Origin of the sequence: Bacillus clarus (assembly GCF_000746925.1) — a bacterium.
Lineage (GTDB): Bacteria > Bacillota > Bacilli > Bacillales > Bacillaceae_G > Bacillus_A > Bacillus_A clarus.
In genome coordinates, this window is the sequence record NZ_JMQC01000008.1 from 2,541,314 (window position 1) to 2,566,522 (window position 25,209).

Sequence of the window (25,209 nt, forward strand, 5' to 3'; positions counted from 1 at the left end):
ATAAGGAAATGAACTTTAGGCTACTAAAACGTGAGGAGAATTTTATGTTAGGATATGCGCGGATTGCTACAATCGTTATGATTTGTTTAGTGTACGCAAATCATGTTTCACGTGAAACAGCAAATTTACAAATTTTTGTCGGTACTGCACTTTTTATTTATATTGTGAATCATATTTTGCTTGTAAAAGTAAAAGGGAGTAGGCAACTTGTTTTTTATACACTGTTAGCGAATGGAATTGTCACAGCTTTATTAGGCTTTTTATTTCCCGAGACATGTTTATATTTAATTATATTTGGAATTGATGCGGTAGGATTATTTATTCATGATTGGCGTAAAAGTATGACTTATTTTTTTATCGCTTTTTTCTTTCTTTGTTGGCTTATAAATATACTACACGCGTATCAACATACAGGGATTGTGGAGTTTGAGAATAATGCAATTAACTTTATGTTTATTCTTTTCAGTGCTTTAGCTGGAAATTTAATAAAAAAACTTACAGCCGCTCGTCAAATAGTAGATGAGCAATATGGAAAATTAGCATTATCACATACGGCCTTAAAAGAAGCACATGAACAATTACAGTTGTATGCAAAAGAAGTGGAGGAATTAACTGTTGTTCGGGAGAGAAATGATATTGCCCGAGAAATTCATGATACAGTTGGTCATAATATGACAGCTTTACTCGTTCAGTTGCAACTGGCGGAGGCTTTATGGAAACAAAAATCGGACGCCACGGAAGAGGTTTTACATACATGTCATGAGCTAGCTAGAAAATCACTTCAAGAAGTAAGAGCTTCTGTGCACGCTCTAAAAGAGGAAAGTAAATTAGGAAACATAATAGAAAATATGCGTGAAATGTTACATGAATATTCTAAAGCGACGAAAGTACAAGTGTCTTTTCAATTACAAGGGGATCCAGTTACGATTCCGCTGTCACTACAGCCTACATTACTCCGTATTATGCAAGAGTCTTTAACAAATGCAAAGCGTCACGGAAAAGCCAGTTTATGTGAAGTAAGTTTAGTTTGTTCAGTGGAACAAGTTACGTTATGTATTTCGGATAATGGTATAGGAGTTAATGAAGTAAGCCCCGGGTTTGGCTTACTTAATATGAAAGAACGTGTAGAGGAGCATGGTGGAATCATTCAATTTGAGAGTGAAATAGAAAGAGGTTTTCGCCTAAAGGTTGAATTCCCACTCCGAGAAAAAACATGGGTAATAGGGGGAGCAGTATGATTCGAATTATGATTGTTGATGATCAATCACTGATTCGTGATGGATTGGCAATGTTATTAAATTTACGTTCTGAACTTGAAGTGGTGGGGACCGCTAGCGATGGGGATGAAGTAGTACAAAAGGTGAAACAATTAAATCCTGAAATTATTTTGATGGATATTCGGATGCCTCGTATGAATGGTGTTGAAGGAACTCGTTTAGTTAGAGAAAAGTTTCCTCATGTAAAGGTTCTTATGTTAACGACTTTTAATGATAGCGAGCTTATTTTTGGAGCATTAGAGCAAGGAGCGAGCGGTTATTTATTGAAGGATATGGAGACAGATGCAATCGTTCAAGCTATTTTAACGGTACACGGTGGAGGCGCTGTGCTTCCTCAAGATATAACAGCACAAATTGTAAAGGAATTAAAAAAGACAAAAGTAGCAGTAGAGTACACCCCACCAGAACAACTGGAACAATTAACTGAGCGTGAAGTAGATGTTTTAAGGGAAATCGGACTTGGTTTAAATAATAAAGAGATTGCCGAAAAGCTATTCATTACAGAGGGAACTGTAAAGAATCACGTTTCTAATTTAATTAGTAAGCTAGAACTGAGAGATCGAACGCAAGCAGCGATATACGCAGTAAGGTATGGCGTTACGACGTACACATGACTTTTGGCATATATAAGTGTGAAAAAGTAGCAGAATTTGCTGCTTTTTTATTTTGTATTTCTATCTTAAGGGTGATGGAGAGAAAAAGAAATTTTTCTACAATGAGAGTGTAGATGAATACAAAGGGGCTGAATCAATATGTTAGTCATAGATCATATTACGAAATCATTTGATAAGAAGGAAGTTGTAAAGAGTGTTTCTTTTGAAGTGAAAAAAGGCGAAACATTCGGATTGCTTGGTCCGAATGGTGCGGGAAAATCAACGACGATATCAATGATTTGCGGGCTAATTCCATACGATAGTGGTGATATAAAAGTTGGCGGAAAATCTGTAAAAGAGTATCCATTAGAAGCGAAAAAGAAAATCGGTATTGTCCCGCAAGACATCGCGCTATATCCGACACTTTCAGCAAAGGAAAATTTGATCTTCTGGGGAAAAATGTACGGTTTAAGTGGAAAGGTTGCAAAGAAGCGAGCAGAGGAAGTGCTAGCATACGTCGGGTTACAAGAGCGGGGAAAAGATAAAATTGAAACATTTTCAGGTGGAATGAAACGTCGTATTAATATCGGTGCGGCACTTATGCACGAACCAGAATTATTAATTATGGATGAACCGACAGTTGGAATTGATCCGCAATCAAGAAACCATATTTTAGAGACGGTCAAAAAATTAAATGAGAAAGGTATGACCGTTATTTATACGAGTCACTACATGGAAGAAGTAGAATATTTATGCGAGAGAATTGCTATAGTGGATCATGGGAAAGTAATCGCACTAGGAACGAAAAGAGAGTTATGTAACCGTCTTACAGATGGATTTATGGTGAAATTACAATTAAATCGTTATAGTACGGAACTGCTGCAAAAGCTGAAAGCACTACCTGTTGTTGAGCGGGTTATTTTTGATGAAGATACTAGCACAATTGATATTGGACTAAATGGTGGAGAGGCAATTGGCACAGTTGTTTCAGTAGTTGCTGAGAATAAAATTCAAATTTTAAAACTGGAAGTGCAAGAACCGAATTTAGAGGTACTCTTTTTACAATTAACAGGACGTTCACTTTGTGATTAAGGAGGTTAGTGCGAGATGAAAAGTTTCATTATTGCATGGAAAGATTTAAAAATCCGTTTAATTGATCGGCGTGGATTTATGATGATGTTAGTTATGCCACTTTTATTAACAGCTATTTTAGGATTCGCATTAAGTAACATATTTGATAACGGAGGATTACCGAAAACGGTAATAGGCTATTATCAAGAAGGACCGGATGAGTTTGCAGATGTCTTTAAAAAAGATGTATTGCAGTCTAAAGAAATAAAAGATGATGTGAAAGTAAAGGTAGTTAATTCTCAGGAAGAGCTTAAAGGTATGTTAAAGGAAAAGAAAATCGATGTAGGAATTGTTATGCCAAATAAATGGAGCGAACAAGTGCAAGATGGAAAATTAAAAGAACCAAAAGTGCTTATAGATCCATCAAAAGACATACAAGCAAAAATTGCTGAATCGATGATTCGCTCTTTTTTAGAGCGTGTTCAAACAGTTGCGGTATCTACTAAAAGTGTTGTAACAGAATTACCAAAGTCTCAGCATAGTAATGTGGAACAAGTTGCAAAAGAGGTAAGTGGAAATTTACAAACAGTAGCAACTTCAAGTGCCGATAACATCGAAAGAGGAACGATAGGTAAAAAAACAGTTGCGGCGATGCAATATTATGCAGCGGCAATGTTAGTCATGTTTTTATTATATAACATAACGGTAGGTGCGAAGTCAGTTGTAACAGAGCAACGAACGGAAACATTGGCACGGTTGTTCAGTACACCAACGAGTTCGTTTTCAATTTTATTCGGGAAATTTTTAGGCACATTACTATTTGCTTGCATACAATTTGGAGTGTTTATAGTTGCGACATATTTTATGTTTCATGTGGAGTGGGGCGAAGACGTGTTTCAAATAGTAGTGTTAGGGATTTCGTATGCAATTTGTGTTTCCGGTTTATCCATGTTAATCGCAGCCTTTATTCATGAGGAAAAAACGGCAGATTTAATGGGGGGAATCGGTATTCAATTATTAGCTATATTAGGAGGATCAATGTTACCGATTTACGTATTTCCGGATACACTTCAAACAGTTGCGAATATTGCTCCGAATAAGTGGGCACTTACGAGCTTTTTAAATATTATGTCGGGAACATCTTGGGCTATGTTGCTCCCTGTTATTTTCAGTTTATGTAGTGCAGGAATTATCTCCGTTATGATCGGAACATTACGTTTACGTACGAGATAGGAGGAGAAATGATGAAGAAAATTTGGGCACTTTGTTGGCTAGAATTAAAACAAATTTTAATTAAGCCGCAAAGTTATATACTCATGTTCGGACTGCCAATTATCTTTACACTCGTTTTTGGTGGGCTTTTAGGTGGAAGTGGGAATGAGAAAGTAAACATTAGTTTAGTAGACAAAGATGGTTCTATATTATCTAGTAAGTATTATGCGGAAATAAAGAAAAGTGATTTGATTTCTGTAGAAAAGGTAACGTATGGAACAGGGAAGCAGAAAGTCGAAAATAAGAAATCATCTGGTATAGTAATCATTCCAAAAGGCTTTCAAAAGAGTATGTTGGATGGAAAAGCAGAAAAAGTTCAATTTCAAGCGAGTGCGGATTTTACTAGTGGAACTTCTGTAGAGCAAGTATTAGCAAGTGCATTAAAAAAGATGGAGATAGAAGTTAGTGCAGCAAGAGATTTTGAGAAGAAAGGTAACGCTTCGTGGGAAACGATGTATGAAACAATTTATACAAAAGTAGATCCTGTTTCGATTCAAAAAGAATCGATTTCACATGATGATCAAAAGGTAAATAACGTTACAGGGCGAGCAGCAGGTTTTTCTATTTTATTCGTTATGATTGTTATGTTAAGTGCAACAGGAACCATTTTAAAAGCAAGGCAACTGGGTGTTTGGGCGCGTTTATTAGGAACTCCTGTTTCAAAAGCTCAAATACTTGGAGGTTATATTCTTTCATTCTTTTTAATTGGATGGATTCAATTTGGGGTTTTAATGATATTAACGAATGTGCTATTTGATGTACATTGGGGAAATGTGCTTGGGATCATAATACTTGTTTCTGTATTATTGTTAGCTGTAATTGGTTTAGCTTTATTATTGGCTAGTATCGTAAAAACAACGGAACAGCAGTCTGCATTAGGCAACATCGTTGTCATTTCAACATGCATGATTAGTGGTCTTTATTGGCCGATTGAAATTGAACCAGCGTGGATGCAAACAGCGGCAAATTTTGTTCCGCAAACTTGGGCAATGCGCGGATTTAATGAGTTAATTGTAAGAGGAGGCACATTAGCAGATATAGGAGGATATATCGGTATACTCATTTTATTTGCGGGAGTATTTTTCTTGATTGGTTTAACAAGAATACGTTACGACTGAAAAAAAGAAAGCAGAGTTTACAGCTTTAAGCGCTGAACTCTGCTTTCTTTTTGTGTATCGTCTTCCCTCATTGAGATTGTAATTGCAATTCCAAGCATAACGAAAAAAGCTAAAAAGAGGACGAACTTTGGGAAGAACGGGAATAGTAATAATGCCCCCACTATCATAATTGTTAATAGCACATAGTGCAGGACATATTGGAATAGGTTGTCCATATTTCCGCCCCCTTTTTGGTAGTTTGTTGTTATTATTCTATGCTCGGTTATTAAAGAATAGAATAAACTTTCATTCATTTTTTGAGTGAAAATAATTTGAATGATTGACAATCCAAGTGGGACAATTGAGGAATTCGTATTAACAAGTAAGCGAAACTATGACAGATATCATAATTCGAAAGTGAATGAACTAGCAATAGAGGTAGTACAAACATTGGACATTGAAAAACGAAAAGAGATTTATAGAAAGCTGTATCAAGAATTAAGTGAAGATCCATCAGTTATCTTCTTAAATAATAGTAAAGTTGTGTTTGTTCATAATGCACGAATTCAAGGATTACAAGAAGATAACCACAATGGTATTTTGCTAAGTTTACCTAAATTAAAGATTGGTCAATAATTTTGAAAAAATTCTCAAAATATTTATATAGAAAGAATTGACAAAATATATTGAACAATATAAGCTAATAACCATAAAGTCTAGCGGAAAGGTCGGAATAAGATTGTTACCCCTCAAAAACATCTATTTTTTTACGTTCAAAACCGACTTTTCCGATTGGCTATAGAATATTGCTGTGGGAGGCATACATAAGGCAAGCAATTCATATGGTGTAATTATTAAAAAAAGTTAGGGTGGGGGACAATGAAGAAAAAAACAAAAAAATGGGCTGGTGTATTTTCAGTATTACTGAGTAGTTTGCTTGTGTTATCCGCTTGTGGGGGACAGGAGGATGCGGCTTCTACAGAACCAGTAAAAAAACAAGATTTAAAGGATTTAAAAATAGAAACGATTGCAGCTACAGATAAGAAGAAAAGTCCAGAAAAAGCAAATCAGCGGAAGGATACTTTTATCACTGCTATTTCTAAACCAGGTGGCGTGTTCCTACCGTATTTCCAAGAGAATGGTTGGGATGGAAACGTAACTTCTGTTATTTTTGCATCATTAGTGACAACAGATAAGCAAGGTAAACCGGCTCCAGATCTTGCTGAAAAATGGGATATTTCTGCTGACCAGTTAACATATACATTTCACTTACGTAAAGGTTTAAAGTTTAGTGATGGTTCACCGTTAACAGCGGACGATGTGGCATTTACATTAACACTTCTACATGATAAGGCATACGAAGGTGGGCAAGATATAGCTCAGTATGCTATCAAAGGTGGGAGAGAGTATAAAGAAGGAAAAGCAACTTCTATTGAGGGAATTCAAGTCATTGATCCACAAACAATTAAAATTACGACTGGGAAGGTAAACTCACAAGCATTAGTTGCTTTAGGGGGACCTGTATTATCGAAAGCATATTATGGAAAAGATTATAAACAAAATACAAGTTTAGACTATTTAAAAGCATTATATGGCCAACCAATCGCAGCAGGTCCATATAAATTCGAGAAGTATGTTCCAGGTCAAGAAGTTCGCTTTGTTGCGAATGAACATTACTACGCAGGAAAACCGAAAATTAAAAACTTTATTTACAAAATTACGTCAGGTGATACTGGATTCCAATTATTCCAAACAGGTGAACTTGATTATAGTGGATTTAGAGCAAACCCTGAAAATATTGAACAATTAAAAGGATTAGGATTTGCAAATATTAACCTGGAATCTTCAAGTGATATTGCTTATATCTATGTGAATAATAAGAAACCATATTTAAAAGATAAAAAAATTCGTCAAGCACTTATCTATGGATTAGATCGTAAGAAATATGTCGATACAGCCTTACAAGGCTATGGTTTTGTTGCCAATGTACCGATTGCTCCAGTTTCTTGGGCATATACAGAAGAAGGAATTAATAAATATCCATATGATGTGGAAAAAGCTAAGAAATTACTAGATGAAGCTGGTTGGAAAGTGGGTTCCGATGGAGTTCGTGAAAAAGATGGTCAAAAATTAAAATTAACATATTATGCATCGAATACGGGGAAAACAAACGATATCTTTATCCCGATTGCAAAAGAAAGCTACAAAGCAATAGGTGTTGAATTTAATCCAGAATTAATGGACTTTAATACTATGCTATCGAAAGTAGGAAAAGGTGACTATGATCTTGCAGCAGTTTCAACGCCAGGAATTAGTGACCCGAGTGAAGTTGTAAGCGAGTATTTATCAACCAATCCAAAAAGCGATACTGGCTATAATAATCCAAAAGTGGATGAGTTAATTGTAAAAGGTATAGAGACGACAGATATTGAAAAACGTAAAGCAGTTTATAAAGAACTGTATAAAGAGTTAAGTGATGATCCACCAGTTATTTTATTAAACTATCGTAAACTACTTTACGCTTATAATGCACGTATACAAGGAATCAATCCAGAAAAATATGATGGTATTAGTTCTAATTTGCCAGTGCTATCAATTGAAAAATAAAGATTAACCGAAAAAATAGAAGGCATTTTTTCATACAGCAAGAAATAAACGCTGCTTTGAAAAAATGTTCTTCTATTTTTAAGTAAATAGGATTGGGGAGACAAAAGGTGAAAACATATGTCATTCGTAGGTTTCTACAAATGATTCCTACATTGTTTGGTACGTCCATTATTATCTTTTTCTTATTTGCACTCTTGCCGGGTGATTATATTGATTCGAATCCAAAGTTAACACCAGAGAGGGCTCAAGAATTAAGAGAACTGTACGGTTTAAATAAACCAATTATTGAAAGATATTTTCATTGGTTAGTTAACGCATTGCACGGTGATTTTGGCTTCTCGTTACAATATCAGGAACCAGTAACATCATTACTCAATAAGTTCATTTGGAATACATTTATTGTTGCTGTTGCAGCCTTATTTTTCACTTGGATTATTGCTCTTATTATTGGTGTTGCTTCAGCAACAAAACAACATTCATGGTTTGATAGACTTGTAACAATTGGTGTTTTTGCTGCAATGTCATTTCCGTCATTCTTTATAGGATTATTCTTAATTAAATTATTAGCAGTGGATTTAAATGTATTACCAATTGGTGGCATGATTGATATTGGAAGTAATTCGAAAGGTATCACATACATATTGGAAGTATTACGCCATATGATCCTACCTGTATTTATTTTAACGCTTCTCGGTGTAGGATCATTAACACGATATTTTAGAACGGGTATGTTGGATGTTATAAGACAAGACTATATTCGTACTGCACGTGCAAAAGGGTTAAAAGAAAGAACGGTTATTTATAAGCATGCATTGAAAAATGCGATTTTACCAGCAATTACTTTACTTGCGTTTGAATTACCAGGCTTATTTTCTGGCGCAATTATTATTGAACAAATCTTTAACTGGCCGGGGATTGGAAGTATTCAATTAGAAGCATTGAATTTTCGTGATTATACAGTATTAATGGCATTTACGATGTTTCTTTCTTGTTTAACAATCATGGCAAACTTTTTGGCGGATATTGTGTATGCGTTTGTTGATCCACGAATTCGATTGAAGTAAGGGGGGAAAGGTATGCAGACTATTACAACAACAATAAAGAAAAAGCAGAAAAAAAGAAATGAATCATCGCCATGGCGTCAAGCCTATAAAAAAATAAAGAAAAATAAGATGGCACTGTTTGGATTATACGTTTTAATATTTATGTTTTTATTTAGTTTCATTGGTCCATTCTTTTCACCGTATGCTTCGGGGACAGTGCAAGTAACGCAAATCAATAAACCACCTAACTTTTCGCATTGGCTCGGAACAGATCAATTAGGACGGGATATTTTAACTAGGCTTATGCAAGCGGGGCGGATTTCATTAACGATCGGTTTAGCATCGATGTTGCTATCCGTTATACTTGGGGCTTTATTAGGGGCCATTGCTGGTTTTTATCGCGGAATCGTAGATCATCTCATTATGCGTATTGCAGATGTATTAATGTCAATTCCAGGGTTACCATTACTTATTATAATGGGTGCAATTTTATCTGAATGGAAATTGCCATCTGAGTATCGTTTATATGTCGTGATGGTTATTTTGAGTTTAGTAGGATGGCCAGGACTTGCTCGTCTCGTTCGTGGACAAATCTTAACACTTCGTGAGCAAGCATTTATGCAGGCAGCAGATGTATTAGGGTTAAAGGATTCTCGTAAAATTCTCCATCATTTAATTCCTAACGTTTTTCCATTATTAATTGTTGTAGCAACGTTAGGGGTAGCGGGATCTATTTTAAGTGAGTCTGCATTAAGTTATCTAGGCCTTGGTGTCGTTCCACCTACACCATCGTGGGGAAATATGATTAGCGCGGCAAATTCATTAATCGATTTCCAAAAGCGTCCGTGGTTATGGATACCACCTGGTTTTGCAATTTTTATAACAGTAGTATCAATTAATTTACTTGGTGATGCACTTCGTGATGCATTAGATCCAAAGATGAAGCGGTAGGTGAAGAAGCATGAGTAAAGCAGTAGTAGAGCTAAAGGATTTACAAACACACTTTCAGACAGGAGAAGGTACAGTAAAGGCGGTCAACCACGTCAGCTTTTCAGTTCGAGAAGGTGAAACAGTTTGTGTAGTAGGTGAATCGGGTTGCGGAAAAAGTGTAACGGCTTTATCTATTATGGGACTTATTGCTGAATCTGGCAGCGTCGTTGGCGGCGATATTCTTTATGAAGGAAAGAGTCTTTTAGGGATGAAAGAGAAAGAGCTTCGTAGTTTAAGAGGAAATGATATTGCGATGATTTTCCAAGAACCGATGACGTCTCTTAATCCAGTTTTCACTGTTGGGGAGCAAATTGTTGAGACGTTAAGGGAGCATGAGTTACTTAGTAAAAATGAAGCATACAAAAAGGCGATTGAATTAATTCGCAAAGTAGGTATAGCTCGAGCTGATGAAATCGTTCATTCTTATCCACATGAACTGAGCGGCGGAATGTTACAACGAATTATGATTGCGGCTGCGCTTAGTTGTAATCCAAAGTTATTGATTGCAGACGAACCGACAACAGCTCTTGATGTTACTATTCAAGCGCAAATATTAGACTTACTAAGACAAGTAAAAGAGGAATTTAAAACATCTATTTTATTAATTACACATGATTTAGGTGTTGTAGCAGAAATGGCAGATTATGTTGTAGTTATGTATGGCGGTAAGGTAATTGAAGAGGCACCGGTGTTAGAGCTATTTCAAAATCCTAAACATCCATATACGAAAGGTTTGTTAAAATCGAAACCGGTAATGGGAAAACGAACAGATAAACTTTATTCTATCCCAGGGCAAGTTCCGAATTTAGTTGGCTTAGATGAGTTTTGTTACTTTAGTGGTCGCTGTGAGCATTGTATGGAAATATGCAAAAATGAAGCGCCGACTCTTAATGTACATGAAGAGAACCATAAAGTAGCTTGCTGGTTATATGAGGAGCGTGCTGGACAATGAGTGAACCATTATTAGAAGTGAAAAATTTAAAGACATATTTTCCGATTAAGGGTGGCGTATTTAGTAGAACGATTGGGCATGTAAAAGCTGTGGATGGAGTAAGCTTTACGATTGATAAAGGAGAAGTGTTTGGCCTTGTAGGGGAATCTGGAAGTGGGAAAACGACGATAGGGAAAACAATCCTCCGTCTCGTTCAAAAAACAGAAGGTGAAGTGAAGTTTAAAGGTCAAGATGTTCATTCTTTGTCAAAAGAGGAATTACGAAAGCATCGACCTAATATGCAGCTTGTATTCCAAGATCCATTTAGTTCATTAAATCCGCGAATGAGAATTGGAGAAGCACTTGGTGAACCGATGTTGGCTCACGGACTAGCAACGAAAGAAAATGTCCGTGAAAAAGTATTAGAAGTATTGGAGTTATGTGGTTTAGCACCTTATCATATCGACAGGTATCCTCACGAATTCTCTGGGGGACAAAGGCAACGTATCGTTATTGCAAGAGCAATGGTATTAGACCCAGAATTTATTGTGGCTGATGAACCTGTTGCGGCGTTAGATGTGTCTATTCAAGCACAAATTATTAATTTATTTAGTGAATTACAGGAGAAAAAGGGATTATCGTATTTATTCATTTCACATGATTTAAGTGTTGTAGAACATTTATGTACGAAAATTGGGATTATGTATTTAGGAACAATTGTAGAGACAGCTTCTCGTGATGAACTATTTGCAAACCCGCTGCATCCGTATACGAAAGCATTGTTATCTGCGGTACCAATACCAGATCCAACTGTTAAGCTAGAGCGGATTATTCTAGAGGGGGATATTCCAAGCCCAGTAAATCCACCGTCCGGTTGCAGATTCCATACACGTTGCCCATTTGCAACGGAAGTTTGTAAGAAAACAGTACCAGAATTTCGTGATGTTGGTGAGGGACATCTTGTTGCTTGTCATCATGTGTAAATAAAAACGGACTCTTTCAAATAGTGAAAGAGTCCGTTTTTATTTACTTGATGAAGTTTGTTTTAATACATATTGTTCAATTGCATGAGCAACGCCGTGTGCATTATTTGTTAATGTAACAACATCACATAACTTCTTTACATCTTCTTCAGCATTCCCCATCGCAACAGATAAACCAGCAACCTCCAACATTGGCACATCGTTAAAGTTGTCACCAATTGCGATTGTATCTTCAATTGTAATATTGAAATAAGCTGCCATTTCTTGCAGACCGTTCCCTTTATGACCGTGCTTATCCATAATTTCTAAATTGGTCGGAGCTGATGCTGTAACCATAATGTCTTTATCTTCTTGTAAAGTTTGTAATAGTTCAGAACGATGACCAGCGTTAAATGTCAAAATGAAGAATTTAGATACCTCTAATTCGGGATTATTTACGACATCCTCGATCTTTTGGAAATCAGTGATTAAGTTTGATTTCTTTTGTTTTTCTGTGATTCGTTCAAGTTCTTCTAATGTAACATCTAGTGCATGCTTGTTTTCTTCGAATGTATGCATGACTTGTTCTTGCCATGTATAAGGAGAATAAACGCCTTTATTTGTGTACAACTTATACGGAAAACCTTCAGATTCTAGTAATTTCGCAAGCTTGTACACTTTATCATTTTGTAAACAACGCGAGTTAATTACCTTTCCATCAACATAAACAATAGCCCCGTTGCTTGCTCCAACTGGAAGTGATAATTGATATTCTTCCAATAGCTTTAGAGCATCCTCTTTTGCACGACCAGAACAAATCATTACAACATGTCCTGCTTCTTGTGCAGTGTGAATTGCTTGTAAGTTTTCTTTGGAGATCTCAAGATTAGACGATAGTAGTGTACCGTCCATATCTAGTGCGATTAATTTCAAAATGACCACCTCTTTGTTTTTATTATACATAGTTATGTAAAGGAAACATATAAGTTTATCTGGGTAACTTTTACTATTTATATATAGTTTATCTATTATTTTGTAACAAAAATAGTAATAGAGATTACTTTGTTTCTGTTTGTAACTGTAATGTTACATTAATGTTACAAATGTATATGTGTTAAAAAACGCTATAAATAAGGGTTTTTGGAGGAGGTGAATAAAAACGTAAAAATATGTAATAAATTTTACGTATTTATATTGCAGAGTAAGACAAGTTATGTTACATTAATGTTACAAACGTTACGTAATTAATTTTAATGTAACGTTAACATAAAAACTATGAACTAATCATTTCTTAGAAATTACATATAGATAACTTACAAAAAAGGAGAATGAAAAATATGAACAACGAACAAGTATTACAAGTAACGAAAAGCGACTTCTTAGGATCAGCAAGCGGAGCAGTAGTATTAACAGCATTAATCGTATTTCTTTCAAGCGTATTAGTATAATAGAAGTTTTGTAATAAAAATAAGAGAAGGGAGAATGAAAAATATGAACAACGAACAAGTATTACAAGTAACGAAAAGCGACTTCTTAGGATCAGCAAGCGGAGCAGTAGTATTAACAGCATTAATCGTATTTCTTTCAAGTGTATTAGTATAATAGAAGTTTTGTAATAAAAATAAGAGAAGGGAGAATGAAAAATATGAACAACGCACAAGTATTACAAGTAACGAAAGGCGACTTCTTAGGATCAGCAAGCGGAGCAGTAGTATTAACAGCATTAATCGTATTTCTTTCAAGTGTATTAGTATAATAGAAGTTTTATAATAAAAATAAGAGAAGGGAGAATGAGGAAGATGAACAATGAACAATTATTGCAAGTAACAAAAATGGATATTTTAGGATCAGCAAGTGGAGCAGCCGTCTTAACAGCGTTTATTGTATTCCTTACAAATATATTAGTATGATAAATATTGATAAAAAGAAGTTCTTATATAAGATACATACCATTATTCTAAAAAAATAAAGACTCTAGCATATTATAAATAGTTAATATGTTAGGGTCTTTTTTATTTGTCCCTCATAATATTTCCTCACGTATCGTTATCATCTTGTTAGTTCAAAGAGAAAAAAGTCGAATTTTATATGTAAGAAAAAAAGAGGAATTTGACAGAAAAGATAGAAAATTTTAAATGTCAGAAATTTGTTAGCTTGCTAACTAATTTTATTGTCGATAACTGGAAGCGTTTTCGAATGGGTCTGAATATGTAACATTTAATCTATTTACAGGGGGATGAGCAATTTATGAAACAAAAATCTATGGATACGTTAGCTGCACAAATGGAGGATTTCTTTCCAGTACGTGATGTCGATCATTTAGAGTTTTATGTAGGAAATGCAAAACAATCAAGTTATTACCTTGCACGAGCGTTTGGATTCAAAATTGTAGCTTATTCTGGATTGGAAACAGGAAATCGTGAAAAGGTATCTTATGTTCTCGTGCAAAAAAACATGCGTTTTGTTGTGTCTGGAACTTTAAGTAGTGAGAGTCGTATTGCGGAGTTTGTAAAGACTCATGGCGACGGAGTAAAAGATGTTGCATTACTTGTTGATGATGTTGATAAAGCTTATTCAGAAGCAGTGAAACGGGGTGCTGTTGCAATTGCGCCACCTGAAGAGTTAACAGATGAGCATGGTACATTGAAAAAGGCGGTTATTGGTACGTATGGTGATACAATTCATACGCTTGTAGAGCGTAAAAATTATAAAGGAACATTTATGCCAGGGTTTCAAAAGGCAGAGTTTGATATTCCATCTGAAGAATCCGGTTTAATTGCTGTAGACCATGTAGTTGGTAATGTTGAAAAAATGGAAGAATGGGTGAGCTATTACGAGAATGTAATGGGCTTTAAACAAATGATTCATTTTGATGATGATGATATTAGTACGGAGTATTCTGCGTTAATGTCAAAAGTTATGACAAATGGAAGCCGTATTAAGTTTCCGATTAATGAGCCAGCAGACGGAAAACGAAAATCACAAATTCAAGAATATCTAGAGTTTTATAATGGTGCGGGCGTGCAGCATCTTGCATTATTGACAAATGATATTGTGAAAACAATTGAAGCACTTCGTGCAAATGGTGTTGAGTTTTTAGATACACCAGATACTTATTACGATGAGTTAACAGCGCGCGTTGGGGAAATTGATGAGGAAATTGATAAATTAAAAGAATTGAAGATTTTAGTAGACCGTGATGATGAAGGCTACTTATTACAAATCTTTACGAAACCAATTGTAGATCGTCCGACATTGTTCATTGAAATTATTCAGCGTAAAGGTTCTCGTGGATTTGGAGAAGGAAACTTTAAAGCGTTATTTGAATCCATCGAAAGAGAACAAGAGCGCCGCGGTAATTTATAAAATCTGTATCCACCAGCAAGAATTAAGATTTTTTTGCTGGTGGAAATTTCACTTTTTATAGGGAGGAATCGTGATGAAATTTGTTACATTTCGTCTTCCTTCACAAGAAATGCGAGCAGGATGGCTCCAAGGTGACAAAGTAATTGATATGAATCTTGCTAGTAATGGCACCTTACCTTCATCTATGCTTGCCTTTTTAGAGAAAGCGGATGAGTATGTAGAAATAGTACGTAATATTAAAAATCCGGAAAATGGTGTATACCCTTTAGAGGGTGTGGAGCTCTTAGCAGCAATTCCAAATCCGAGTAGTATTCGGGACTTTTATGCGTTCGAGCAACACGTCAAAACAGCTCGTGGACGCCGTGGTTTAGATGTTGTACCCGAATGGTATGATATTCCAGTTTTTTATTTTACAAATCATCGTGCTGTTATTGGTCCAGAAGCTTCTATTATTGGTCCAAAACACTCTCAAAAGGTTGATTATGAATTAGAAATCGCTTGTGTGATTGGGAAAGAAGGAAGAGATATTTCTCGTGAACGAGCAGAAGAATATATTTTTGGTTATTGCATTATGAACGACTGGAGTGCTAGAGATTTGCAGGCTACAGAGATGAAAGTAGGACTCGGTCCAGCGAAAGGGAAAGACTTCGCAACTTCATTAGGAGCGTATCTCGTTACGAAAGAAGAATTAGACGTTTATCGTAATGGTGATCGTTATAATTTGGAAATGACTGCGCATGTAAATGGCAAACTTTTATCTAAAGGGAATTTCCAAGATATTTATTATACGTTTGCGGAAATGATTGAACGTGCTTCGCAAGATGTTACGTTATACCCAGGGGATGTCATTGGCTCTGGAACGGTAGGAACGGGTTGTATTTTAGAGCTTGGTACTGAAGAATGGCTGCAAGATGGTGATGTTGTAGAGCTTGCAATCACTGGTTTAGGGCTATTGCGTAATACGGTGAAAAAAGAAACGAAAGCAGGTGATGGGCATGTATTATCGTCATATGGGGGAACTACCACATAAACGACATGTACAATTCCGTAAAAAGGATGGATCGCTTTATCGCGAACAGGTAATGGGAACAAAAGGTTTTTCTGGTACGCAGTCTATTTTGTATCATCATTATATGCCAACTGAAGTAGGACATGCAGCATTATCTCATTCCTGTCAGTTACAGTACGAGGAAGATGCTGCACTTGCTCATCGTCACTTTCGCACAAAAGAAAACCGAAAAACTGGTGATGCAGTAAGTAGTAGGAATTTCATATTAGGAAATGAGGACCTCTTAATCGGTGTAGTAAATCCAACAGAAAAAATGGATTACTTCTATCGTAACGGCGATGGCGATGAAATGTTATTTGTTCATTATGGAACTGGGAAAATTGAGACGATGTTCGGAACGATTCATTATCGAAAAGGTGATTATGTAACAATTCCAATTGGAACAATTTATCGAGTTATTCCAGATGAGGGAGAATCTAAATTTCTTGTCGTAGAGGCAAATAGCCAAATTACAACACCGCGCCGCTATCGTAATGAGTATGGTCAATTGTTAGAGCATAGTCCGTTTTGCGAAAGAGATATTCGTGGTCCTGAAAAGCTAGAGACGTACGATGAAAAAGGCGAGTTTGTTGTGATGACAAAGTCGAGAGGATATATGCATAAGCATGTTTTAGGGCATCATCCGTTAGATGTTGTTGGGTGGGATGGCTATTTATATCCATGGGTCTTTAATGTAGAGGATTTTGAACCGATTACAGGGCGTATTCATCAGCCACCACCAGTTCATCAAACGTTTGAAGGGCATAACTTTGTTATTTGCTCTTTCGTACCGCGTTTATATGACTACCATCCAGAAGCAATCCCAGCACCGTATTATCATAGTAATGTAAATAGTGATGAAGTTCTTTATTATGTAGAAGGGAACTTCATGAGCAGGAAAGGTGTAGAAGAAGGTTCAATTACACTTCACCCAAGCGGTATACCTCATGGACCTCATCCTGGGAAAACAGAAGCGAGTTTAGGAAAGAAAGAAACAATTGAATTGGCAGTTATGATAGATACATTCCGTCCGCTTCGTATTGTAAAACAAGCGCATGAGACGGAAGATGAAAAATATATGTATAGTTGGATCGAAAAAGATTCATATACTGTGAAATAAGTAAAAGAGGCATGCTCACTTTAGGAGCATGCCTCTTTTATGGAATCGACATGTATAGAATATCAAAAATATTTATAAAAAGATATAGGGATATACCTATATGTATGGTTTATATAGCTGTTTTCAGTTAATAAATATTAGAGTTTCTCATGAAGGGTATGGAAAATAAACCTTGCAATGGAAATGATTATAAGGAAAGGTATGAGTTTGTTCTATGTGATGATATATTTTTCTGTTTATTTCGACAAAAGTATTGACTAAAAAACATGTCGTGAGTAAAATAAAAATGCAAATCATAAATTTTCAGAAAATTTAAAACACGGAGGAGCATAGTATGAAGCAAATTTTTCAAAAAAAGCCGATTTCAACGTTAATGCAAGAAAGTAAACAGAAGACATTATCGAGAACGTTAGGGGCACTTGATTTAACAATGCTTGGAATCGGAGCGATTGTCGGAACTGGTATTTTTGTTCTTACTGGCGTTGTAGCAGCAAAACATTCTGGACCAGCTATTATATTATCATTTGCTATAGCTGCATTAGCTTGTGCCTTTGCTGCATTTTGTTACGCTGAATTTGCTTCTTCAGTTCCTGTCTCAGGGAGTGTTTACACGTATACGTACGCGACGATGGGAGAAGTATTTGCATTCTTAATTGGATGGGATTTAATGCTCGAGTATTTATTGGCTACATCTGCTGTAGCAAACGGATGGTCTGCTTATTTTCAATCGTTATTAAAAGGATTTGGCATTCACATTCCGACCATTTTAGCTTCTGCCCCCGGGACAGGGAAGGGTGGACTGATTGATTTACCCGCTGTGCTTATTATTTTAATTATGACAGTACTTTTATCTAGAGGTGTTCGTGAAAGTGCACGTGTAAATAATATAATGGTATTTATTAAACTAGCAGTTGTTCTCATCTTTATCTTCGCTGGATTTAATTATGTGAAACCTGAAAATTGGACACCTTTTATGCCATTTGGCTTAGATGGTGTAATGGCTGGAGCAGCTACAGTTTTCTTCGCATTCATTGGATTTGATGCTGTATCAACAGCCGCAGAAGAAGTTAAGCGTCCACAACGCGATTTGCCGATTGGAATTATTGCATCGTTACTAGTTTGTACGGTTCTTTACATTGTTGTTTCACTTATTTTGACAGGGATTGTTCCATACGGTCAGTTGAATATATCAGATCCAGTTGCTTTCGCACTTCAATTTATTGGACAAGATAGTTTGGCAGGAGTGATCTCAGTAGGAGCAATTACAGGAATTACAACTGTAATGTTAGTTATGATGTATGGGCAAGTTCGTGTTTCATATGCGATGAGTCGAGATGGATTATTACCGAAGCGCCTTGCTAAAGTTCATCCGAAATTTAAAACGCCATTTTTAAATACATGGACAACAGGGATTATTGCAGCGCTTATTTCAGGACTAATAGATTTAAATGTTTTAGCACATCTTGTAAATATGGGGACGCTATCGGCATTCGCGCTTGTTGCTGTTGCAGTTATTGTAATGAGAAAAACGCATCCAGATTTACCAAGGGCATTTAAAGCGCCACTCGTACCATTTTTACCAGCATTAACAGTTATCTTTTGCTTATATTTGATGCTTCAATTATCAGGAACAGCTTGGATAAGCTTTGGTGTTTGGATGGTTATCGGTGTAGTAGTTTATTTCGCATATAGTAGAAAGCGTAGTGTTTTAAATAGTAGTAAAAAAGAGGAAGATGTAGCGAATTTATAAGAAAAAGATCCGTTCTAATGGGATTAGAACGGATCTTTTGTTTTGAAAATTTACACTTTTCTAAAAATGTTATAAGATAATGTGTGGTGAATTAGGGGGGAAGATATGAGAAATACATGGCGAGAGCTACGAGAAATGGATCGTAACATATGGATTCGATTTATTGGCGAAACATTGAATGGAATTGCAATGATGATGTTAATGCCTTTTTTTGCATTATATTTGAAAGATAAGGTAGATTCATTATTGGAAGTAGGGGTTATTATGGCGCTTTCTCCGATTGCGGCAAGTTTCGGTTCTCTTCTTGGTGGGAGAATTGCTGATATATATGGAAGGAAGCCAATAATGATATTTTCAATGGCGAGTAATGCGTTGTTAATGCTTGGGTTTTTATTTATAGAAGGGTTTATTCCGTATGCTATTTTATCTATTTTTTTAGGACTCAGTAATTCATTATTTCATCCAGCGGCATCAGCAATGGTTGCGGATGTAACGGCACCTGAAAAGAGAACAGAGGCATACGGTTTATTGCGCATGGGACATAATATTGGCGCTGCAATTGGGCCGATAATGGGGGCGTCGGTAGTTGTGCTTTCAAAAAATCTTGTGTTTATTATTGCTTCATCTACAATGCTGTTTTATGCGCTAATTGTGTTAGTCCTTATTCAAGAAACGATTCCGAAAGTTATGGATAAAAATCCGGAGAATAAAGGAGAAAAAACAGGGGCAGTTTGGAAAATTGTATTTCAGGACAAAGCGTTAATGATATATTTATTAGCGGGTATCATTATCTCAATGGGATTTTCTCAAACAGAGGGGATGTTGCCGCTTCACTTTGATAATGAAATGAAAGATATATTTGGAAAAAATAATCTATATCCATATTTAATGGCCTTAAACGGTTCATTAGTTGTTTTATTTCAATTCCAAATTTCGAAATGGGCAACAGATAAACCAGTTGGAAAGACGATGTTATATGGGGCTTGTTTATTTGGGATTGGCTTGTTCTTCATTGGATGGTTACCGAAGTGGTTTGGGATGAGTGGAGCAAACGCTACAATTATTTTCATAACGTTACTGTTTGTATATGCTGTATATACGTTAGGTGAGATGATTATGTCGCCCGTACAGATGACGTTCGTAGCGAATTTGGCTCCAGAACATTTAAGAGGAACTTATATGGGAGCAGCAAGTTTACAATGGATTACAGGAAATGCATTTGGACCACTTCTTGGCGGGCTTTTATTGGATCGAATGCTCGGGCATCTTTTATTTACAATTTTAGGTGTTGGGTGTGTAGTCGCAGGTGTTATTTATATATCTTTAGATCGACTAGTTGAACAAAGACAAAAGGGAACTTTAACAAAACAATCTTCATAGTAAATAGATGACATACACAAAAAGAAGAGTTATTTCATATTTTAGGTACATAACTAGATCGTATTATAACCTTACTTTAAAGATTCAATTTACTAGTTGATGAAAAAAATACACGTAGAAAATGGAAAAAACCAATAAGTGGTGTCTTTTTATTATTTGTGGAAGTTGCATTTTATTTCAAATAGGAACTACCTATTTCTATAAAAAGTGCTAAAATAGAAAAATGAAAACAATTGGTTAGGGTGATTTCATTGACGAAAATTAAATTAGGTTTATTATATGGTGGAAAATCAGCGGAGCATCAAGTTTCATTACAAACGGCGCTTGCTGCTATTAAGGCATTAAATCAAGACAAATTCGAGATTCATCCAATTTATATTACAGAACAAGGCCAATGGATGCGTGGCGAACGCATTGAAGGCGAAGTAACAAGTGTTCAAGCATTACAAATGAACGGAGAAGAAAATGCAATTTCTCCTGTATCATTAAGTACAGAAATTATCCCAACTGCTTCTTCTAAGCAAGAAGATGCAATTGATGTTATTTTCCCATTGTTACATGGACCGAATGGTGAAGATGGAACAGTACAAGGATTATTAGAATTAATGAACATTCCATATGTAGGGAACGGTGTATTAGCATCAGCTGCTGGTATGGATAAAGTGGTTATGAAAAATATCTTTGCAGAAGCTGGTTTAAAGCAAGCGAAATATGCATCTTTCATTCGCAGCGCATGGGAAAAAGATCGTGAAACAGCTTATGAAAAAGTAGAAGAAGTATTAGGATATCCTTGCTTCGTCAAACCAGCAAACCTTGGCTCAAGTGTTGGTATTAATAAGTGTAAAGATCGTGAAGAGCTAGAGAATGCATTTGTAGAGGCATTCCAATTTGACCGTAAAATTATTGTAGAAGAAAATATTGTGGGTCGTGAAGTGGAAGTTGGTGTATTAGGTAATGATGAGCCGAAATGCTCAGTTGTAGGTGAAATTGTACCGAAAAAAGATTTTTATGACTACAAATCGAAATACATCGATGGCGATACAGCATTAATTATTCCAGCTGAAATGACAGAAGAAGAATCTAATGTAATTAAGCGAGATGCAATTATTGCATTCCAATCATTAGATGGTGCAGGCTTAACGCGAGCTGATTTCTTCTTAACAAAAGATGGGGAAGTATATATTAATGAAGTAAATACAATGCCAGGATTTACTCCATTCAGTATGTTCCCTTTATTATGGCAACATACTGAATTACCATACCCAGAGTTAATCGAAGAGCTAATTCGTTTAGCGATTGAGCGTCACGAAGAAAAACAAAAAATTAAATATACAATCTAACAAAAAAGGAGGAAGCACTATTCGAAGGAATAGTGCTTCCTCTATGTAAGGAGTGTTTTCATGATAAATCGAACGTTAAAACAAGTAGAACAGATGATAAATGGTACGGGATTAGCAGAGCGGTATGAGGGAATTACTATACAGGGAGTGTCTATTGATACGAGAAAAATCGAAAAAGGAAACCTGTATGTTCCGATTCAAGGTGAACGTTTCGATGGACATGCTTTTGTAGATAAAGCCATTGAAAATGGAGCTGTGGCGACGTTATGGATGAAAGATGTAGCGAATCCGCCTGAGAATCTTCCGGTTATTTTTGTAGAAGACACGCTATCGGCATTACAAATGTTAGCGAAAAACTATCGCGATCAATTGGATGTTAAAGTTGTTGGTGTGACAGGTAGTAACGGTAAAACATCTACGAAAGATATTGTAACAAGCCTTCTTGCGACTAAATTCAAAGTTCAAAAAACAGAAGGAAACTTCAATAACCATATCGGGTTACCTCTTACTATTTTAAACCTAGAAGAAAATACAGAAGTAGCTGTATTAGAAATGGGTATGTCAAGCCGAGGGGAAATTGAATTCTTATCTAAATTAGCTCGTCCTAATGCAGCTATCATTACGAACATTGGTGAGGCACATTTAATGGACTTAGGCTCTCGTGAGGCAATTGCTGAAGCGAAGTTAGAAATTGTGACAGGATTACAAGAAGGTGGAGTGTTCGTATATAACGGAGATGAGCCGTTATTAACGAATCGTGTTCCTGAAATGAATTTAATAGCTGAAACAGTTACGTTTGGTGATGCTAGAGCAAATGATTATTATCCAACGACTGTAACATTACAGGCAACTGGGACACATTTTAAAATGAATAGAGATGAAAATATTTCATTCTACTTACCAGTGTTAGGGAAACATAATGTGTATAATACACTTGCTTCAATGGCAATTGCGAAACATTTTGGTGTAACGTGGGAAGAAATGAAACAAGGTTTAGTAACACTTCAAATGACGGGCATGCGTATGGAAATTGTAAAAACGGATAGTGGATTAACAATTATCAATGATGCTTACAATGCAAGTCCGACAGCTATGGAGGCGGCATTCCATTTAATGAACGGTTTAGATGGGTTTGCTCAAAAAATCGTTGTACTTGGTGATATGCTAGAGCTTGGAGATCAAGAAGTTCAATTTCATTATGAAGTTGGAAAATTAATTGACCCAGCAAAGATCGCATATGTATTTACATTCGGTAGATTAGGGGCTCAAATTGCTGAAGGAGCAAAAATTAATTTTTCTGCAGAACGCGTAAAGGCGTATGATAATAAAGAAGAACTAGTAAAAGAGTTACAAGCAGTAGTTGCTGTGAAAGATGTTGTATTAGTAAAAGCATCTCGCGGTATGAAATTAGAAGAAGTAATTACGATGTTGAAATAATTGGTGTATATAAATAGGGATGATAGCTACGAAAATAGAGGAAACTTATAATAAGCGCTTACAGTAAATATAAAAAAATAAAAGTGAAGAAAAAAGCCCTGAATATGAAAATAAGGTAACAGTTGGGTTTGCTTTTTACACATACAAAACTTATAATTGATAAAGTGTAATAACGTTTAGAAGTATTTTCGCGAAGAATATACGCCCGTTTATATACGTGAGCATTCAGGAAAAGGGCTTTTCCGCAAATTCGGAAAACGCCTTTTTTTAAATGATAAGTATAGGATAGAAAAGGAGAAGTAACATTGACAACATTTCGAGAATTAGGATTAAGTGAGTCTTTACTGCAATCTGTTGAAAGTATGGGCTTTGAAGAGGCTACACCGATTCAAGCTGAAACAATTCCACATGCATTGCAAGGTAAGGATATTATTGGGCAAGCGCAAACAGGTACAGGGAAAACAGCAGCATTCGGATTACCACTATTAGATAAAGTGGATACACATAAAGAATCGGTTCAAGGTATTGTTATCGCGCCAACGCGTGAATTAGCAATTCAAGTTGGAGAAGAGCTATACAAAATTGGTAAACATAAACGTGTTCGTATTTTACCAATCTATGGTGGTCAAGATATTAACCGCCAAATTCGTGCTCTAAAAAAACACCCACACATTATTGTTGGTACGCCGGGTCGTATTTTAGATCATATTAACCGTAAAACACTTCGCTTACAAAACGTAGAGACAGTTGTTCTTGACGAAGCAGATGAAATGTTAAACATGGGCTTCATTGAAGATATTGAAGCGATTTTAACAGATGTGCCAGAAACGCATCAAACATTATTATTCTCAGCGACAATGCCAGATCCAATCCGTCGTATTGCTGAGCGTTTCATGACTGAACCTCAACACATTAAAGTAAAAGCAAAAGAAGTAACAATGCCAAACATTCAGCAGTTCTATTTAGAAGTGCAAGAAAAGAAAAAGTTTGATGTATTAACACGCTTATTAGATATTCAATCTCCAGAGCTTGCAATCGTATTTGGTCGTACAAAGCGTCGTGTTGATGAATTATCAGAGGCATTAAACTTACGTGGTTATGCTGCGGAAGGTATTCACGGTGATTTAACTCAGGCGAAACGTATGTCTGTATTACGTAAATTTAAAGAAGGTTCTATCGAAGTTCTTGTTGCAACAGACGTTGCTGCACGTGGTCTTGATATTTCAGGCGTAACACACGTATATAACTTCGATATTCCACAAGATCCAGAATCATATGTTCACCGTATTGGCCGTACTGGTCGTGCAGGTAAAAAAGGTATTGCAATGTTATTTGTAACACCACGTGAATCAGGACAATTAAAAAATATCGAGCGTACAACAAAACGTAAGATGGACCGCATGGATGCACCGACACTTGACGAGGCATTAGAAGGTCAACAACGTTTAATCGCTGAAAAACTTCAAAGCACAATTGAAAATGATAACTTATCATACTACAAGCGTATTGCAGAAGAAATGTTAGAAGAGAATGACTCTGTAACAGTAGTAGCTGCTGCTTTAAAAATGATGACAAAAGAGCCAGATACAACACCAATCGCTTTAACATCAGAACCACCAGTTGTTTCAAGAGGTGGCGGTTCTAAAAAACGCGGTGGTAACGGAGGCGGATACCGTGATGGTAACCGCAATCGTAGTCGTGATGGACGCGGTGGCGGCGATGGTCGTAACCGTGATCGCAATCGTGATGGACGCGGTGGTGGCGATGGTCGTAACCGTGATCGCAATCGTGATGGTAGCCGTGATGGTAACCGTGATGGTAACCGTGGTCGTAGAGGTGAAGGTCAAGGTCGCCCTGGATCTTCAAATGGACGCGGCGAAAGAAAACATCATAGCCGTAAGCCACAAGCTTAATAAAAAAGAGGA

Annotated in this window: 24 protein-coding genes and 1 pseudogene; 23 read left to right on the forward strand and 2 right to left on the reverse strand. The window is 36.2% G+C overall.

From position 1 onward, the window contains the following. Positions 1-44 precede the first annotated feature (44 nt). From DJ93_RS14040 to DJ93_RS14060, 5 genes are all read left to right on the forward strand, one after another. On the forward strand, positions 45-1,238 hold the full coding sequence (locus DJ93_RS14040) for a sensor histidine kinase (protein ID WP_042981457.1): 1,194 nt from the start codon (positions 45-47) through the stop codon (positions 1,236-1,238). Further along, on the forward strand, positions 1,235-1,891 hold the full coding sequence (locus DJ93_RS14045) for a response regulator (RefSeq protein WP_042981458.1): 657 nt from the start codon (positions 1,235-1,237) through the stop codon (positions 1,889-1,891). Before DJ93_RS14040 ends, DJ93_RS14045 begins: the two co-directional genes overlap by 4 nt. Before the next feature lie 138 nt (positions 1,892-2,029). Continuing rightward, on the forward strand, positions 2,030-2,962 hold the full coding sequence (locus DJ93_RS14050; protein WP_042981459.1) for an ABC transporter ATP-binding protein: 933 nt from the start codon (positions 2,030-2,032) through the stop codon (positions 2,960-2,962). Between the two features lie 15 nt (positions 2,963-2,977). Next, positions 2,978-4,174 carry an ABC transporter permease gene (locus tag DJ93_RS14055; protein WP_042981460.1) on the forward strand — a complete coding sequence of 399 codons (1,197 nt, stop codon included), beginning with the start codon at positions 2,978-2,980 and terminating at the stop codon, positions 4,172-4,174. Between the two features lie 11 nt (positions 4,175-4,185). Beyond that, a complete protein-coding gene (locus tag DJ93_RS14060) occupies positions 4,186-5,331 on the forward strand; it encodes an ABC transporter permease (RefSeq protein WP_042981461.1) in 1,146 nt (381 codons plus the stop codon). Positions 5,332-5,348: 17 nt separating this feature from the next. Here the strand turns inward: DJ93_RS14060 and DJ93_RS14065 are convergent, their stop codons facing one another. Next, positions 5,349-5,546 carry a hypothetical protein gene (locus DJ93_RS14065; RefSeq protein WP_042981462.1) on the reverse strand — a complete coding sequence of 66 codons (198 nt, stop codon included), beginning with the start codon at positions 5,544-5,546 and terminating at the stop codon, positions 5,349-5,351. 100 nt (positions 5,547-5,646) lie between these two features. On the opposite strand from DJ93_RS14065, the pseudogene DJ93_RS32205 reads away from it, so the two are divergent. From DJ93_RS32205 to DJ93_RS14095, 6 genes and pseudogenes are all read left to right on the forward strand, one after another. Beyond that, positions 5,647-5,946, forward strand: a pseudogene (locus tag DJ93_RS32205) (ABC transporter substrate-binding protein); the annotation flags it as partial. A gap of 243 nt (positions 5,947-6,189) precedes the next feature. Next, complete coding sequence (locus tag DJ93_RS14075; protein WP_042981464.1) at positions 6,190-7,917, forward strand: ABC transporter substrate-binding protein; 1,728 nt, start codon at positions 6,190-6,192, stop codon at positions 7,915-7,917. Positions 7,918-8,024: 107 nt separating this feature from the next. Further along, entirely contained in the window at positions 8,025-8,981 is a 957-nt protein-coding gene (locus DJ93_RS14080; RefSeq protein ID WP_042981465.1) for an ABC transporter permease, read from the forward strand. 12 nt (positions 8,982-8,993) lie between these two features. Beyond that, a complete protein-coding gene (gene opp4C / locus DJ93_RS14085; RefSeq protein ID WP_042981466.1) occupies positions 8,994-9,911 on the forward strand; it encodes an oligopeptide ABC transporter permease in 918 nt (305 codons plus the stop codon). A gap of 10 nt (positions 9,912-9,921) precedes the next feature. Next, positions 9,922-10,902 (forward strand): ABC transporter ATP-binding protein, encoded by a 981-nt coding sequence (locus tag DJ93_RS14090; protein ID WP_042981468.1) that lies wholly within the window; start codon positions 9,922-9,924, stop codon positions 10,900-10,902. Next, positions 10,899-11,864 carry an ABC transporter ATP-binding protein gene (locus DJ93_RS14095; protein ID WP_042981469.1) on the forward strand — a complete coding sequence of 322 codons (966 nt, stop codon included), beginning with the start codon at positions 10,899-10,901 and terminating at the stop codon, positions 11,862-11,864. Before DJ93_RS14090 ends, DJ93_RS14095 begins: the two co-directional genes overlap by 4 nt. Positions 11,865-11,903: 39 nt before the next feature. On the opposite strand, the gene DJ93_RS14100 is transcribed toward DJ93_RS14095, so the two are convergent. Further along, positions 11,904-12,776 carry a Cof-type HAD-IIB family hydrolase gene (locus DJ93_RS14100; protein WP_042981470.1) on the reverse strand — a complete coding sequence of 291 codons (873 nt, stop codon included), beginning with the start codon at positions 12,774-12,776 and terminating at the stop codon, positions 11,904-11,906. A 395-nt stretch (positions 12,777-13,171) separates the two neighbouring features. On the opposite strand from DJ93_RS14100, the gene DJ93_RS14105 reads away from it, so the two are divergent. The 12 genes from DJ93_RS14105 (at position 13,172) to cshA (ending at position 25,197) form a co-directional block, all read left to right on the forward strand. After that, a complete protein-coding gene (locus DJ93_RS14105) occupies positions 13,172-13,291 on the forward strand; it encodes a DUF3948 family protein (RefSeq protein ID WP_042981473.1) in 120 nt (39 codons plus the stop codon). Positions 13,292-13,325: 34 nt separating this feature from the next. Then, entirely contained in the window at positions 13,326-13,445 is a 120-nt protein-coding gene (locus DJ93_RS14110; RefSeq protein ID WP_042981473.1) for a DUF3948 family protein, read from the forward strand. 34 nt (positions 13,446-13,479) lie between these two features. Next, entirely contained in the window at positions 13,480-13,599 is a 120-nt protein-coding gene (locus tag DJ93_RS14115; RefSeq protein WP_052109562.1) for a DUF3948 family protein, read from the forward strand. A 43-nt stretch (positions 13,600-13,642) separates the two neighbouring features. Further along, positions 13,643-13,753 (forward strand): DUF3948 family protein, encoded by a 111-nt coding sequence (locus DJ93_RS14120; RefSeq protein WP_042981474.1) that lies wholly within the window; start codon positions 13,643-13,645, stop codon positions 13,751-13,753. 337 nt (positions 13,754-14,090) lie between these two features. Further along, positions 14,091-15,209, forward strand: a complete 1,119-nt coding sequence (hppD, locus tag DJ93_RS14125) for a 4-hydroxyphenylpyruvate dioxygenase (RefSeq protein WP_042981475.1) — start codon at positions 14,091-14,093, stop codon at positions 15,207-15,209. Positions 15,210-15,282: 73 nt separating this feature from the next. Further along, positions 15,283-16,239 (forward strand): fumarylacetoacetate hydrolase family protein, encoded by a 957-nt coding sequence (locus DJ93_RS14130; RefSeq protein WP_042981476.1) that lies wholly within the window; start codon positions 15,283-15,285, stop codon positions 16,237-16,239. Beyond that, entirely contained in the window at positions 16,205-17,377 is a 1,173-nt protein-coding gene (locus tag DJ93_RS14135; RefSeq protein ID WP_042981478.1) for a homogentisate 1,2-dioxygenase, read from the forward strand. Before DJ93_RS14130 ends, DJ93_RS14135 begins: the two co-directional genes overlap by 35 nt. 334 nt (positions 17,378-17,711) lie before the next feature. Further along, positions 17,712-19,127, forward strand: a complete 1,416-nt coding sequence (locus DJ93_RS14140; protein WP_042981479.1) for a branched-chain amino acid transporter BcaP — start codon at positions 17,712-17,714, stop codon at positions 19,125-19,127. A gap of 105 nt (positions 19,128-19,232) precedes the next feature. Further along, positions 19,233-20,507: an MDR family MFS transporter gene (locus DJ93_RS14145; RefSeq protein ID WP_042981480.1), complete on the forward strand. Its 1,275-nt coding sequence runs from the start codon at positions 19,233-19,235 to the stop codon at positions 20,505-20,507. A 251-nt stretch (positions 20,508-20,758) separates the two neighbouring features. Further along, a complete protein-coding gene (locus DJ93_RS14150) occupies positions 20,759-21,847 on the forward strand; it encodes a D-alanine--D-alanine ligase (protein ID WP_042981481.1) in 1,089 nt (362 codons plus the stop codon). Between the two features lie 60 nt (positions 21,848-21,907). Beyond that, positions 21,908-23,284 carry a UDP-N-acetylmuramoyl-tripeptide--D-alanyl-D-alanine ligase gene (gene murF / locus DJ93_RS14155; protein ID WP_042981483.1) on the forward strand — a complete coding sequence of 459 codons (1,377 nt, stop codon included), beginning with the start codon at positions 21,908-21,910 and terminating at the stop codon, positions 23,282-23,284. Positions 23,285-23,589: 305 nt separating this feature from the next. Next, positions 23,590-25,197, forward strand: a complete 1,608-nt coding sequence (cshA, locus tag DJ93_RS14160) for a degradosome RNA helicase CshA (protein WP_042981485.1) — start codon at positions 23,590-23,592, stop codon at positions 25,195-25,197. Positions 25,198-25,209: the final 12 nt, after the last annotated feature.

What these genes read in the sequence shown, in the direction of transcription:
- DJ93_RS14055 (WP_042981460.1), top strand. Translation starts at nt 2,978, where the DNA reads ATGAAAAGTTTCATTATTGCATGGAAAGATTTAAAAATCCGTTTAATT.
- hppD (WP_042981475.1), top strand. Translation starts at nt 14,091, where the DNA reads ATGAAACAAAAATCTATGGATACGTTAGCTGCACAAATGGAGGATTTC.
- DJ93_RS14105 (WP_042981473.1), top strand. Translation starts at nt 13,172, where the DNA reads ATGAAAAATATGAACAACGAACAAGTATTACAAGTAACGAAAAGCGAC.
- opp4C (WP_042981466.1), top strand. Translation starts at nt 8,994, where the DNA reads ATGCAGACTATTACAACAACAATAAAGAAAAAGCAGAAAAAAAGAAAT.
- DJ93_RS14095 (WP_042981469.1), top strand. Translation starts at nt 10,899, where the DNA reads ATGAGTGAACCATTATTAGAAGTGAAAAATTTAAAGACATATTTTCCG.
- DJ93_RS14045 (WP_042981458.1), top strand. Translation starts at nt 1,235, where the DNA reads ATGATTCGAATTATGATTGTTGATGATCAATCACTGATTCGTGATGGA.
- murF (WP_042981483.1), top strand. Translation starts at nt 21,908, where the DNA reads ATGATAAATCGAACGTTAAAACAAGTAGAACAGATGATAAATGGTACG.
- DJ93_RS14065 (WP_042981462.1), bottom strand. Translation starts at nt 5,546, where the DNA reads ATGGACAACCTATTCCAATATGTCCTGCACTATGTGCTATTAACAATT.
- DJ93_RS14090 (WP_042981468.1), top strand. Translation starts at nt 9,922, where the DNA reads ATGAGTAAAGCAGTAGTAGAGCTAAAGGATTTACAAACACACTTTCAG.
- DJ93_RS14075 (WP_042981464.1), top strand. Translation starts at nt 6,190, where the DNA reads ATGAAGAAAAAAACAAAAAAATGGGCTGGTGTATTTTCAGTATTACTG.
- DJ93_RS14140 (WP_042981479.1), top strand. Translation starts at nt 17,712, where the DNA reads ATGAAGCAAATTTTTCAAAAAAAGCCGATTTCAACGTTAATGCAAGAA.
- DJ93_RS14130 (WP_042981476.1), top strand. Translation starts at nt 15,283, where the DNA reads ATGAAATTTGTTACATTTCGTCTTCCTTCACAAGAAATGCGAGCAGGA.
- DJ93_RS14040 (WP_042981457.1), top strand. Translation starts at nt 45, where the DNA reads ATGTTAGGATATGCGCGGATTGCTACAATCGTTATGATTTGTTTAGTG.
- DJ93_RS14120 (WP_042981474.1), top strand. Translation starts at nt 13,643, where the DNA reads ATGAACAATGAACAATTATTGCAAGTAACAAAAATGGATATTTTAGGA.
- DJ93_RS14110 (WP_042981473.1), top strand. Translation starts at nt 13,326, where the DNA reads ATGAAAAATATGAACAACGAACAAGTATTACAAGTAACGAAAAGCGAC.
- DJ93_RS14145 (WP_042981480.1), top strand. Translation starts at nt 19,233, where the DNA reads ATGAGAAATACATGGCGAGAGCTACGAGAAATGGATCGTAACATATGG.
- DJ93_RS14115 (WP_052109562.1), top strand. Translation starts at nt 13,480, where the DNA reads ATGAAAAATATGAACAACGCACAAGTATTACAAGTAACGAAAGGCGAC.
- DJ93_RS14060 (WP_042981461.1), top strand. Translation starts at nt 4,186, where the DNA reads ATGAAGAAAATTTGGGCACTTTGTTGGCTAGAATTAAAACAAATTTTA.
- DJ93_RS14135 (WP_042981478.1), top strand. Translation starts at nt 16,205, where the DNA reads ATGTATTATCGTCATATGGGGGAACTACCACATAAACGACATGTACAA.
- DJ93_RS14050 (WP_042981459.1), top strand. Translation starts at nt 2,030, where the DNA reads ATGTTAGTCATAGATCATATTACGAAATCATTTGATAAGAAGGAAGTT.